This is a genomic window from Frigoribacterium sp. VKM Ac-2836 (assembly GCF_013248995.1).
GTDB lineage: Bacteria > Actinomycetota > Actinomycetes > Actinomycetales > Microbacteriaceae > Frigoribacterium.
This window is the reverse complement of record NZ_JABRPK010000001.1, coordinates 1,096,601-1,109,872: the sequence shown is the minus strand read 5'-3', so window position 1 is coordinate 1,109,872 and position 13,272 is coordinate 1,096,601. Positions and strand designations below refer to the sequence as shown.

The following is a 13,272-nucleotide window of genomic DNA, read 5'->3' as shown; positions in this document are numbered from 1 at the left end:
TGGGGGTGGGACGACTGCAGACCCGTCTCCCACCCTATTCCCGTCGAGGGGCCGGATCAGACCGAGATGGACCGATCGGTGGGCTTCACCGGGAAAGGCAACACGGTCTCGCCCTCGAGGTAGGCGTCCACCGCCGAGGCGGTCGCCCTCCCCTCGGCGATCGCCCAGACGATGAGCGACTGCCCGCGACCGGCGTCGCCGGTCACGAAGACGCCGGGCTCGCCGGTCTCGTAGGTGGCGCCACGTTCGAGTGAACCGTGGCCGTCGAAGGTGAGCCTCAGCTGCTCCTCGATGGCCTCGCGCTCGGGCCCGGTGAAACCTAGGGCGAGGAGGACGAGGTCGGCGGGGACCTCGCGCTCCGTTCCTGCCTTGGGGACCCGTCGCCCGTCGATGTACTCGGTCTCGGCGACGCGGATGGCGCGCACCTCACCGACCTCGTTCGTCAGGAACTCCACCGTCGATGCGAGGTAGACCCGCTCGCCGCCCTCTTCGTGGGCACTCGACACCTCGAACAGGGTGGGGAACATCGGCCAGGGCTGTGCCTCCGGGCGTTCCTCGGGGGGCTGCTGACCGATGGCGAGGTTGGTGACCGAGAGGGCACCTTGACGGTGTGCCGTTCCGATGCAGTCCGCACCCGTGTCGCCACCACCCAGGACGACGACGTGCTTTCCCTCGGCCGTGATCTGGTCGGCGACCGTGTCGCCTGCTCCGGCCTTGTTCTGTTGCACGAGGTAGTCCATGGCGAAGTGGATTCCGGACAGGTCGCGTCCGGGGATCGGCAGGTCGCGGGGCACCGTGGCACCTGTCGCGACCACGACGGCGTCGTAGCGCGCCCGGAGGTCGTCCCAGGCGATGTCCCGCCCGATCTCGACCCGCGCCCGGAAACGCGTGCCCTCGGCCTGCATCTGGGCGATGCGCTGCTCCAGCTGCTTCTTCTCCATCTTGAAGTCCGGGATGCCATAGCGCAGGAGCCCGCCGATGCGGTCCTCACGCTCGTAGACGGCCACCGTGTGGCCCGCACGGGTGAGCTGCTGGGCGGCGGCGAGACCGGCGGGGCCGGAGCCGACGACCGCGACGGTCTTTCCGGTCAGTCGCTCGGGCGGATGCGGCGTGACCCAACCGTTGGCGAACGCCTGGTCGATGATCGAGACCTCGACCTGCTTGATGGTCACCGGCGGCTGGTTGATGCCCAGCACGCAGGAGGACTCGCACGGCGCGGGGCAGAGACGACCCGTGAACTCCGGGAAGTTGTTGGTCGCGTGCAGGCGCTCGATGGCCTGACGGCCCTCACCGCGCCACATCAGGTCGTTCCACTCGGGGATCAGGTTGCCCAGCGGGCAGCCCTGGTGGCAGAACGGGACTCCACAGTCCATGCAGCGGCCGGCTTGACGACGGAGTGCCCCGCTCTCTTGCTGCTCGTAGACCTCTTTCCAGTCCATGAGCCGCACCGAGACGGGCCGGCGCTTGGGCAACTCGCGCGATTGCGTCTTCAGGAAGCCTTTGGGATCAGCCACCGGTCACCTCCAGGATTCTCTTCCATGCTTCGTCGCCATCGGGGTCGAGACCCTCGTCGACGGCCGTCTGCCGGGTGGCGAGGACGGCGGCGTAGTCGCGGGGCAGCACCTTGACGAACTCGGCCACCGTGGCGTCGAGGTCGTCGAGCATGCGCTGCGCCACGGGTGACCCGGTCTCGGCCAGGTGACGCTGCAGCAGATCGGTGAGGATCTCCACGTCGGCGCTGCCGAGCGGGTGCAGTTCGAGCTCACCCGAAGCCAGGGCCTCGGCGTTGACCCGTCCGGGCTCGAGGCGGTACACGTAGGCCGTCCCTCCCGACATGCCGGCGCCGAGGTTGCGCCCCGTGTCGCCGAGGATGACGGCGAGGCCACCCGTCATGTACTCGAGTGCGTGGTCGCCCACGCCCTCGGCGACCGCACTGGCCCCGGAGTTGCGAACCAGGAACCGCTCCCCCACGATCCCGCGCAGGAACATGCTGCCCTGGGTGGCTCCGTAGCCGATCACGTTGCCGGCGATGACGTTCTCCTCGGCCGCGAACGCGCTGCCGCGCGGCGGGCGCACCACGACGTTGCCGCCCGAGAGGCCTTTGCCCACGTAGTCGTTGCTGTCGCCCTCGAGCCGCAGGGTGATGCCGGCCGGCAGGAAGGCGCCGAGCGACTGCCCCGCCGATCCGCTGAGGTTGACCTCGATGCTGCCGTCGGGCAGCCCGTGCTCGCCGTGTCGGAGGGTGACCTCGTGCCCGAGCATCGTGCCGACGGCACGCTCGGTGTTGCGGATGGGCAGTGTGATCTCGACGTGTCCACCGTTCTCGAGGACGTCCGCACTGCGCTCGATCAGTTGGACGTCGAAGTGGTCCTCGAGACCGTGGTCCTGCGTGGTGTGGTTGCGTCGGGGCTCGTCGTCGGAGAAGGTCGGACCGATCAGCACCGGGGCCAGGTCGAGACCCGAGGCCTTCCAGTGGTCGACGGCACGGTCGACGTCGAGGACGTCGGTTCGGCCGATGGCCTCGTCGAGGCTGCGGAACCCGAGAGCGGCCAGGTACTCGCGCACCTCTTGTGCCAGGAACTCGAAGAAGTTGACGACGAACTCCGGCTTGCCCGAGAAGCGGGCGCGGAGCTCGGGGTTCTGCGTCGCGACGCCGACCGGGCACGTGTCGAGGTGGCAGACCCGCATCATGATGCATCCCTCGACGATCAGCGGCGCCGTCGCGAAACCGAATTCCTCGCCACCGAGCAGGGCGGCGATGAGCACGTCGCGACCCGTCTTCATCTGACCGTCGACCTGGACGACGACACGGTCGCGCATGCCGTTCAGCATCAGGGTCTGCTGGGTCTCGGCGAGACCGATCTCCCAGGGTGTGCCCGCGTGCTTCAGCGAGTTCAGGGGGCTGGCACCGGTGCCGCCGTCGTGACCGGAGACCAGCACGACGTCGGCCAGGGCCTTGGTGACCCCGGCGGCGACAGCCCCGATGCCCGACTGGCTCACGAGCTTGACGTGCACGCGTGCCTTGGGGTTGGCCCGCTTCACGTCGAAGATGAGCTGCTTGAGGTCCTCGATGGAGTAGATGTCGTGGTGCGGGGGCGGTGAGATGAGTCCCACGCCCGCGGTCGCGTGACGGGTGCGCGCCACCCAGGGGTAGACCTTGGTCGGCGGCAGTTGTCCGCCCTCACCGGGTTTGGCGCCCTGAGCCATCTTGAGTTGGATGTCGGTGGCGTGCGTCAGGTACATGCTCGTCACACCGAAGCGGCCGGAGGCCACCTGCTTCACGGCGCTGCGGCGCTCGGGGTCGAGCAGCCGATCCACGTCTTCACCACCTTCGCCGGTGTTGGACTTGCCGCCGAGGCGGTTCATCGCGATGGCGAGGGTCTCGTGCGCCTCCTGGGAGATCGAGCCGTAGCTCATCGCCCCGGTCGAGAACCTCTTGACGATCGACTCGATGGGCTCGACCTCGTCGAGCGGGACGGCCGGCCGCACCCCGTGCTTCAGTCGGAACAATCCGCGCAGCGTCATCAGCTGCTCGGCCTGGTCGTCGACGAGCTTGGTGTACTCGCGGAAGATGTCGTACCGACGGGTACGCGTGGCGTGCTGCAGTCGGAACACGGTGTCGGGGTTGAAGAGGTGGCGAGGACCCTCGCGTCGCCACTGGTACTCGCCGCCCGTGGCCAAGCGCTCGTGGGCGATGACGGATCCGTCGCTGGGGTAGGCGCTCGTGTGACGCTGCTTGTTCTCGGCCGCGACGACGTCGATCCCGACGCCACCGAGCACCGACGACGTGCCGGTGAAGTAGGTGTCGACGAACTCTTGGCTGAGGCCCACGGCCTCGAACGCCTGCGCGGCGGCGTAGCTCGACACCGTCGAGATGCCCATCTTGGACATGATCTTGAGGACGCCCTTGCCGAGCGCCTTGATCAGGTTGTGAACGGCGTCCTCGGGGGTCAGCCCGGTGATCATGCCGGCCCGCACGAGGTTCTCGCAGGTCTCCATCGCGAGGTACGGGTTGACCGCGGACGCGCCGTAGCCGATCAGGGTGGCCACGTGGTGCACCTCGCGCACGTCGCCCGCCTCGACGATCAGGCCCACCTTCATGCGGTTCTCGGTCCGGATCAGGTGGTGGTGAACCGCCGCGATCATGAGAAGCGAGGGCACGGGGGCGAAGTCGGCGTTCGAGTCACGGTCGGAGAGCACGATGAACTCGGCCCCCGCCTCGATGGCGTCGTCCACCTCGTTGCACATGGCCGCGATGCGCTTCTCGAGCGCTCGTGGGCCCTTGTCGGCACGGTAGAGCCCGCGGATGGTCGAGGTCACGCGCGAGCCCGGGCTCGGGTCGATGTGCTGGATCTTCGCGAGCTCGTCGTTGTCGATGACCGGGAAGTCGAGGATCACCTGGCGGGCGTGCTCGGGGGTCGCGGCGAGCAGGTTCCGCTCGGGGCCGAGCCCCAGCTTGAGAGACGTGACGACCGATTCACGGATGGAGTCGAGCGGCGGGTTCGTCACCTGCGCGAACTGCTGCGTGAAGTAGTCGAACAGGAGGCGCGGGCGCTCGGACAGGACGGCGATCGGCGTGTCGCTTCCCATGGCTCCGAGGGGCTCCGCACCGGTCTTGGCCATCGGGGTCAGCAGGATGCGGACCTCTTCCTCGGTGTACCCGAAGGTGCGCTGACGTCGGGTGACCGACGCGGGGGTGTGGACGATGTGCTCCCGCTCGGGCAGCTCGGACAGGTGGATGCGCCCCTCGGCGAGCCATTCGCCGTAGGGCGCGGCCGTGGCGAGATCGCGCTTGATCTCGTCGTCCTCGATGATCCGACCGGCCTCGGTGTCGACCAGGAACATCTTGCCGGGGCGGAGTCGACCCTTGCGGACGACCTTCGCGGGGTCGACGTCGATGACGCCGATCTCGCTGGCGAGGACCACGAGACCCTCGTCGGTGACGAGGTAGCGACCCGGGCGCAGGCCGTTTCGGTCGAGCGTGGCGCCGACGTGCGTGCCGTCGGTGAACGTGATGGCCGCCGGGCCGTCCCACGCCTCCATGAGCATGGAGTGGTATTCGTAGAAGTCGCGCAGGGTGGGGTCGATGTCGACCTGGTTCTCCCAGGCTTCGGGCACCATCATCATGACCGCGTGCGGCAGGGACCGGCCGGTCAGGCTCAGCAGCTCGACGACCTCGTCGAAGGACGCCGAGTCACTCGCCCCGGGGCTCACGATCGGAAGGAGGGGCTTGAGGTCGCCGATCAGCTCGTTCTCGAGCTGGGACTGACGGGCCCGCATCCAGTTGCGATTGCCTCGGACGGTGTTGATCTCGCCGTTGTGCGCGATCATGCGGAAGGGCTGGGCCAGGGGCCACGACGGGAACGTGTTCGTCGAATAGCGCGAGTGCACGATGGCGAGCTTCGACGCGAAGCGTTCGTCGCTCAGGTCCGGGTAGAACGGCTCCAGCTGCAAGGTGGTGACCATGCCCTTGTAGACCATGGTCCGGCTGCCCAGCGAGGTGAAGTACGCCGAGAGCTTGCGCTCCGCGCGCTTGCGCAACCGGAACGCCTGGCGGTCCAGTGCGACACCGGCGAGGGGGACTTCGTCGGCGTCGTGGTGCCTGCTGGCGACGAAGAGCTGCTCGAAGGCGGGCATGGCGTTTCGCGCGAGCGTTCCGAGTTCTTCGGGTCGCACGGGGACCTCACGCCAACCGAGAACGTCGAGGTGCTCCAGGTCGGCGATGCGCTCGATGCCCGTCTTGAGCTCGGAGCGCTCCTGTTCGTCGAGCGGCAGGTAGGCGATGCCCACGGCGTACTGGCCTGCCGGTGGCAGATCGAAGTCGACCACGTGCCGGAGGAAGTCGTCGGGCACCTGGCAGAGGATGCCCGCCCCGTCGCCCGTTCCGGCATCGGAGCCCACGGCACCTCGGTGCTCGAGGTTCCGGAGGGCCCGCAGAGCGGTGTCGACGATGTCGTGGCCAGGGGTTCCGCGGAGGGTCGCGACCATGGCGAGACCACACGCGTCCTTCTCGTTGCGCGGGTCGTAGAGACCACTGGCCTCGGGGACCGTGCTGAACTGCTGGTGTGCTGGCGTGACAGCCATGGAATCCGTCCTCACGAAGAGATCCGACAGGGGGCGGGACGACGTCGGCCCGAGATGCCTGACCGGGCCGGGTCCTGTGGGCGGCCCCGACTCGGCGGGAGAGGTCGGCTCGTGGCGACCGTTGGCGTGCACGCCGGCGGGTGAGGCCGACTGCGCTCGATCTTACGAGGCGCGAGTGCGTGCACAGAACCGTGTCGCGGGCGGATCGTTCGCACCAGGATGGGGTGGAGAGGATCGGGCGCCACATCGATGGGGCGCCGGGCCCGCGGTCGTCGTGGAGTGGACGACCTAGGGACGCGGTGAGCGATCGGTGTTGTCGTCCGATGCGCCGACGGTGACCAACTCGGGTTCGTCGTTCTCCGTGTACGTGTCATCGGAGTCTACAGCAGACACTCGCTCGCTCGGCGCGCGACCGGGCACGTAGGGGCCGGGAACGGTGCCGGTGTGACGACGCGAGGCGACGACGAAGACCACGATGCCGAGGACGATGGCGAAGAAGCTCATCCAGACGTTCGTGCGGATGCCGAAGAACAACAGGCTCGGATCGGTGCGGATCGACTCGAACCATGCGCGACCGATGCCGTACCAGACCAGGTAGAAGGCCACCGACCGGCCCCACTGCATCGGGGCCCTCTTCTCGAGGACCAACAGGATCGCGACCCCGGCAAGCATCCAGACGATCTCGTAGAGGAACGTCGGGTGGAACAGCGTGCCCTCGGGCAGGCCAGTGGGGTAGGCGGCGTTCGTGGACTCGATCTCGAGGCCCCAGGGCAGATCGGTGGGCATGCCGAAGAGCTCGTGGTTGAACCAGTTGCCAAGGCGACCGAAGGCCTGCGCGATGAGGAGTCCCGGGGCGAGGGCGTCGGCGAAGACCGTGAACCGGAGACCGGTGAAGCGGCAGCCCAGCCAGACTCCGACGGCACCGAAGAGCAGGGCGCCGTAGATGGCCAGCCCGCCCTCCCAGACGGCGAAGGCTCGCCACCACTCCTGCCCGGCGAAGTAGTCGCCCGGATGCGACACGACGTGGAAGAACCGACCGCCGGCGATGCCGAAGACGACGGCCCAGATGGCCACGTCGATGACGATGCCCTTTTCCGCCCCCTGACGATTGAGACGGTGGTTCGTCACCACGACGGCGGCGACGATGCCGACCAGGATGCAGATGGCGTAGGCGTGGATGCGCAGCGAGCCGGGCAGCGAAGCCCCGAAGGTCGAGTTCAACCAAGCGGTGACGTCGAAGTACTGCCAGGCGGCCGACGGGCTCGGGATGCTCAGGGGAACGAACACGGGCGGGGTGCCTTTCGGAGGGGTTCGGGGCGTCGGTCACCCGACGGGTGACGACTCTAGCGCGGAGAGACCGAACCGGAGGGGATCAGGAGGCGGACGGTGCCGCGCCGGACGAGAGGTCGGCGCTCACCTCGGCGAGGCGTTGGACCCCTCCGTCGGCGAGGGCACGAACGAAGGCCGAACCGATGATGGCCCCGTCGGCGTACTCGAGCACTTCGCGGACCTGCTGAGCGGACGATATGCCGAGCCCGACGCACGCGTTCTCGACGTCGACCTCCCGCAGCCGAGCGACCAATGTGCTCGCCGCCGAGTCGACGTCGGAACGGGCACCCGTGATGCCCATCGTCGAGACCGTGTAGACGAAGCCGCGACTGCTGGCGACAGCCTGCCGGAGGCGTGAATCGCTCGAGGACGGAGCCGCGAGGAACACCCGGTCGAGGTCGGCGGCCTCGGCGGCTGCCATCCACGCGCCGGCTTCGTCGGGGATCAGGTCGGGCGTGATGAGACCGGCCCCACCCGCAGCGGCGAGGTCGTCCGCGAATCGCTGCACCCCGTACTGCTCGACGGGGTTCCAGTAGGTCATGGGGATGACGGGGACGTCCACACGAGAGGTGATCTCGCGGATCGCCGTGAAGACGTCGCGCACACGGAACCCCTCGGCGAGAGAGCGCTGCGTGGCGGCCTGGATCACCGGGCCGTCCATGACCGGGTCGGAGTAGGGAATTCCGAGTTCGATGACGTCGATGCCGTTCTCGGCCATCGCCACCGCCGCCTCGATGCTCGTCTCGAGGTCGGGGAAGCCGACCGGCAGGTACCCCACCACGGCACCGCTCCCGGCGTCGCGTCGGGCCCGGATGGCCGCGCCGACCTTGCTCGTGCCCTCTGGTGTCGCCGTGTTCACAGCTGCTGCGCCTTCTCGTCGAGGACGCCGAAGTACCGGCTGGCCGTCGCGACGTCCTTGTCACCACGACCGCTGAGCGAGACCAGGATCGTCCAATCGGGGTGCTCGAGGCCGAGCTTGATCGTGCCCGCGAGGGCGTGCGCGGACTCGATCGCCGGCATGATGCCCTCGGTCTGCGACAGCAGACGGAACGCTTGCATGGCCTCGTCGTCGGTGATCGGCTGGTACTCGGCCCGCCCGGACTCGGACAACCAGGCATGCTCCGGACCGACACTCGGGTAGTCGAGGCCGGCGGAGATCGAGTGGCTCTCGAGAGTCTGCCCGTCCTCGTCCTGCATGAGGTACGACTTCGTCCCCTGCAGGTTGCCGATGCGGCCGAGCGTGATCGAGGCCGCGTGACGGCCCGTCTCGACGCCGTCGCCGCCGGCCTCGAAGCCGAACAACCGGACGGAAGGGTCGTCGAGGAATGCGTGGAAGATGCCCATGGCGTTCGAACCACCGCCGACACAGGCGGTGACGGCATCCGGGAGCTCACCGGTCAGGTCGAGGACCTGCTGACGAGCTTCTTCACCGATGATCTTGTGGAAGTCGCGCACCATGGCCGGGAACGGGTGCGGGCCGGCGACGGTGCCCAACACGTAGTGCGTGGTGTCGACGCTGGAGACCCAGTCGCGCATGGCGTCGTTGATCGCGTCCTTGAGCGTGCGCGACCCGGTGGTCACCGAGACGACCTCGGCCCCGAGCAGGCGCATCCGCGCGACGTTGAGAGCCTGACGCTCGGTGTCGACCTGCCCCATGTAGACGACGCACTCCATGCCGAAGAGAGCGGCGGCGGTGGCCGTCGCGACACCGTGCTGACCGGCCCCCGTCTCGGCGATCAGGCGGGTCTTTCCGAGCTTTCGAGCCAGCAGCGCTTGCCCGAGCACGTTGTTGATCTTGTGCGACCCCGTGTGGTTGAGGTCCTCGCGCTTCAGGATGACCCGGGCGCCGCCCGCGTGCCGTGCGAAACGTGGCACCTCGGTGATGATCGAGGGGCGGCCCGTGTAAGTGGCGTGCAAGGCCGTCAACTCGGCAGCGAACTCGGGGTCGACGGCCGCGGCCTTGTAGGCCGCGTCGAGCTCGTCGAGAGCGGCCACGAGGGACTCGGGCACGAAGCGCCCGCCGAACGAACCGAAGTACGGACCCGTCTCGTCACGTAGTGGCATGGTCAGACCTCCAGGAAGCGGGTGATGGCGTCGGCGGGATCGCCGTGCGTCACGAGGGCTTCGCCCACGAGGACGACGTCGGCGCCCGAGCGACGGTAGTGGGCGACGTCGTCGGGCGACGAGACGGCCGATTCGGCGACACGGGTGACGCCGGCCGGGATCGCGTCGGACAGGCGTCCGAACAAGTCGCGGTCGAGCTCGAAGGTCGTCAGGTCACGGGCGTTCACGCCGAGGATCGTCGCACCCGCGTCGAGACCCCGGGACACCTCGTCGGCCGAGTGCGCCTCGATGAGGGCCGTCATGCCCAGTTGCCGCACGAGGTCGTGCAACTCGACGAGGCGAGGCTGTGCGAGCCCGGCCACGATCAAGAGGACGAGGTCGGCGCCGGACGCCCGGGCCTCGAAGACCTGGTAGGCGTCGGCGATGAAGTCCTTGCGCAGGACGGGCACGTCGACGGCCGCCCGGACCGCCTCGAGATCGGCGAGGGAACCCTTGAACTTGCGACCCTCGGTGAGAACGCTGATCGCGCTGGCGCCACCGGTCGCGTAGGAGCGGGCCAACGACGCCGGGTCGGCGATCGTCGAGAGATGGCCCCGTGACGGGCTCGCGCGCTTCACTTCGGCGATGACCTTGACGCGGTCGGTCGGGGCGAGCGCGGCTCGGGCGTCGAGGGCGGTCGCGCGAGAGAGAGCGGCAGCCTCGACGGCGGCGAAAGGGAGGGATTCGCGGCGTGCTGCGGCGTCGGCCATGGCACCCGCGTACAGGTCGTCGAGCACCTAGTTGTGGGCCTTCGGCACGTAGCGGTGACCGCCGACGCCGTAACCGGCCTTCTTGAGGACGAGACCCACGACGAGCCCCACGACCACGAGACCGGCAGACGCCCAGACGATCCACGGGACGTCGAGGAAGAAAGCGAGGGTGCCGATGGCGAAGCCGACCAGCATGATGACCACGGCCGTCCAGGCGGCCGGCGAGTTGCCGTGGCCGAGATCGTCGACCGTCTCGGTGTCTCGGCCCTTCGAGCCGGAGTCGACCTTCGCCGGGGCGTTCTTCAGGGGCGCGTCGCCACCGGAGGGGGTGCTCGTCGTGTTCGTGCTCACAGTGCTCCTTGGATCAGGTCGGTTCGAGGGCCGAGTCTACCCGGTGCGGTCCTGCTCGGTGGGGCCCGACCCGCCCTCGTCGAGGCGCGGGGAGGTGTCGGTCGGGTCGTCCCCGCTCGAGAGCGCGTCCCAGGCCGCGGCCGGATCGGCCGAGGGGTCCGCCACGACGAGGCGGGTCGCGGAGTACTTGCGGGTGGCCCGCGGCCACGCGCCGGAGAGGAGCACCGTGGCGATTCCGAGCAGCGCGGCGAGCACGCCGGCGGCGAGCCCGAGCCAGGGCCAGGCCGTCGGCTCGACCGACGACACGATGCTGCGGATCGAGTCGGTGCCGTCGACGCCCGTGGCGGTGGTCACGGCGCTCCCCGATGCCCGCACGGGATCGGCGAGAGCCGTCGACGTCGTCAGGACGACGCTGGCTCCCAGTGCCACTTGCAGCACCCCGAGGACGACGCGGAACACGCGACCGGCGATCGTGAGCGCTCCGAAGAGCGCCAGGCTGGCCAGGGACAGGGCGGACAACGGCGCGCCGGCGACGTCACCGGCGACGTCGAGGGACAGCTCACCGCCCTGGGGGGACGCGACGACGACGTGGAACCAGTCCTGGGTCCAGGACAACAGTCCGAGCCCTGCGAGCACGATGCCCGTCAGGATCGTCGTCAGCTTCAGGCGTCGAGCAGTCATCAGCGGAGCCGTGTCATGGCGTTGGCCACCGCGACGGCGCGCAAGGGTGCCGCGGCCTTGTTGCGCGCCTCCTGGTTCTCGGCGACCGGGTCGCTGTCGGCGACGAGTCCGGCACCGGCCTGGACCCTGGCCACGCCGTCCTGCAGCAGGACGGTGCGGATCGCGATGGCGACGTCCGCCGAACCGGCGAAGTCGAAGTAGCCGACCACTCCCCCGTAGACGCCACGCTGGGCCGGCTCGAGTTCGTCGATGATCTCGAGGGCCCGGGGCTTGGGAGCGCCCGACAGCGTCCCGGCCGGGAACGTGGCCCGGAAGGCGTCGATGGCGTCCCTGCCGGGGGCGAGGTCGCCCTCGACGCTCGACACGAGGTGCATGATGTGGCTGAAGCGCTCGACCTGCATGAACTCGGTCACCTCGACGGTGCCGGGCGTGCAGACCTTGAGCAGGTCGTTACGAGCCAGGTCGACGAGCATGAGGTGCTCTGCGCGCTCCTTCTCGTCCGACGCGAGCTCGTCGGCGTAGCGCTGGTCCTCGTCGGGCGAGGTGCCGCGAGGCTTCGAGCCCGCGATGGGATGCGTGTAGGCGCGGCGTCCGTCGACTTTGACCAGCGCTTCGGGTGACGAGCCGACGATCGTGTACGGCCGGCCCTGCACGTCGTCGAGGGTCACGAGATACATGTACGGGCTCGGGTTGAGCGTGCGCAGCACCCGGTAGACGTCGAGCGGTTCTGCCGTCACCCCGTGGTCGAAGCGCTGCGAGACGACGACCTGGAAGACGTCGCCGTCGTGGATGAACTGCTTCGACCGCTCGATCGCGTGCGCGTACTCGGCATCGCTCGAACGCCGGGTGGGGGTCGCCTCGATCGTCAGGTCGACGTCGGAGAGGAACGTCTCGCTCGGGGCGGCGAGCCGGGACTGCAGGTCGTCGAGCCGCGACTGCGCGTCGGACCAGAGGTCGTCGGGGTCGTCGGTGCCGTCGTTCAGGGCGGTCGCGACGAGGAAGACGGCACCGGTCCGGTGGTCGAGGGCCACGAGCTCGGAGACGAAGCTCAGGGCCTGCGACGGCACGGTGAACTCGGCCGGCGGCGCGTCGGGAAGGTGCTCGAGCTCGCGCACGGCTTCCCAGCCGATGAAACCGACGAGTCCGCCGGTGAGCGGCGGCATCCCGTCGATGCGCGGGGTGGCCCACCGGCGGTGCAGGGCCGACAGCACCTCGAGGGGTCGGCCTGTGGCATCGCCGAGGGCCCGCTCGCGGTCCACGCCGTAGTCGATCCATCGGGCCTCGCCACCATCGGTCGTCAGCACGCCGAACGACGAGACGCCCACGAACGACCACCGGGACCAGATGCCGCCCTGAGCCGCCGACTCGAGCAGAAAGCTGCCGGGTCTGCCGTCGGCGAGCTTGCGGTACACGCCGACCGGAGTCTCACCTTCGGCGAACAGGTCGCGGACGACGGGCACGACCCGGTGGCCGACCAATCGCTCGTCGAACTGGGCCCTGGTCGTCGAGGTGCGGATCGGACCGTCAGGCACGGGGTCCCCCGGTCTGCTCGGTGGTGCCGGAGGGGTCGGACGAGGAGGCGGTGGCCGGCTCGAGCGGGTCGACCTCGAAACACGAGTGGGAACCCGTGTGACAGGCCGCGCCGATCTGCTCGACCGTGACCAGCAGCACGTCGTCGTCGCAGTCGAGGGCGGCAGCTCGGACGAACTGCGCATGACCGGAGGTGTCACCCTTCCGCCAGTACTCCCGCCGGGACCGGGACCAGAACGTGACGCGCCCCTCGGTCAGCGTTCGGCGGAGCGCTTCGGCGTCCATCCAGCCCATCATCAGCACGTCCTTCGTCCCGTCCTGCTGGATGATGGCAGGCAGGAGGCCCGACGCATCGAAGCGGGCACGGGCGACGACGGGCTCGACCGTCTCGCGCGTCAGCTGGTCGGTCATGATGTGCTCCTCGGTGCGGTGCGGTGCGGTGCGGTGCGGTGCGGTGTCTGGTGGTGGAGTGCGATCCCGGTGG

The 13,272-nt window shown here is 69.2% G+C and carries 10 protein-coding genes; all 10 read right to left on the bottom strand.

Annotation, left to right across the window (positions count from 1 at the left end):
* Positions 1-56 precede the first annotated feature (56 nt).
* The 10 genes from HRF36_RS05155 to hisI all read right to left on the bottom strand — a co-directional run bounded on the left by HRF36_RS05155 (position 57) and on the right by hisI (position 13,199).
* Positions 57-1,514, bottom strand: a complete 1,458-nt coding sequence (locus HRF36_RS05155; protein WP_173207124.1) for a glutamate synthase subunit beta — start codon at positions 1,512-1,514, stop codon at positions 57-59.
* Positions 1,507-6,084, bottom strand: a complete 4,578-nt coding sequence (gene gltB, locus HRF36_RS05150) for a glutamate synthase large subunit (protein WP_173207122.1) — start codon at positions 6,082-6,084, stop codon at positions 1,507-1,509. Before gltB ends, HRF36_RS05155 begins: the two co-directional genes overlap by 8 nt.
* Positions 6,085-6,372: 288 nt before the next feature.
* Positions 6,373-7,371, bottom strand: a complete 999-nt coding sequence (gene lgt / locus HRF36_RS05145; protein ID WP_371740022.1) for a prolipoprotein diacylglyceryl transferase — start codon at positions 7,369-7,371, stop codon at positions 6,373-6,375.
* 85 nt (positions 7,372-7,456) lie between these two features.
* Entirely contained in the window at positions 7,457-8,272 is an 816-nt protein-coding gene (gene trpA, locus HRF36_RS05140) for a tryptophan synthase subunit alpha (protein WP_173207120.1), read from the bottom strand.
* Positions 8,269-9,477, bottom strand: a complete 1,209-nt coding sequence (gene trpB / locus HRF36_RS05135; RefSeq protein WP_173207117.1) for a tryptophan synthase subunit beta — start codon at positions 9,475-9,477, stop codon at positions 8,269-8,271. Before trpB ends, trpA begins: the two co-directional genes overlap by 4 nt.
* A gap of 2 nt (positions 9,478-9,479) precedes the next feature.
* On the bottom strand, positions 9,480-10,253 hold the full coding sequence (trpC, locus tag HRF36_RS05130) for an indole-3-glycerol phosphate synthase TrpC (protein WP_173207115.1): 774 nt from the start codon (positions 10,251-10,253) through the stop codon (positions 9,480-9,482).
* Entirely contained in the window at positions 10,254-10,532 is a 279-nt protein-coding gene (locus tag HRF36_RS05125) for a DUF6704 family protein (protein ID WP_173207959.1), read from the bottom strand.
* An 81-nt stretch (positions 10,533-10,613) separates the two neighbouring features.
* Positions 10,614-11,258, bottom strand: a complete 645-nt coding sequence (locus tag HRF36_RS05120) for a Trp biosynthesis-associated membrane protein (RefSeq protein WP_173207112.1) — start codon at positions 11,256-11,258, stop codon at positions 10,614-10,616.
* Positions 11,258-12,790 carry an anthranilate synthase component I gene (locus HRF36_RS05115; protein WP_217271077.1) on the bottom strand — a complete coding sequence of 511 codons (1,533 nt, stop codon included), beginning with the start codon at positions 12,788-12,790 and terminating at the stop codon, positions 11,258-11,260. Before HRF36_RS05115 ends, HRF36_RS05120 begins: the two co-directional genes overlap by 1 nt.
* Positions 12,783-13,199, bottom strand: coding sequence for a phosphoribosyl-AMP cyclohydrolase (gene hisI, locus HRF36_RS05110; protein WP_173207110.1), 417 nt, complete (start codon positions 13,197-13,199; stop codon positions 12,783-12,785). Before hisI ends, HRF36_RS05115 begins: the two co-directional genes overlap by 8 nt.
* Positions 13,200-13,272: the final 73 nt, after the last annotated feature.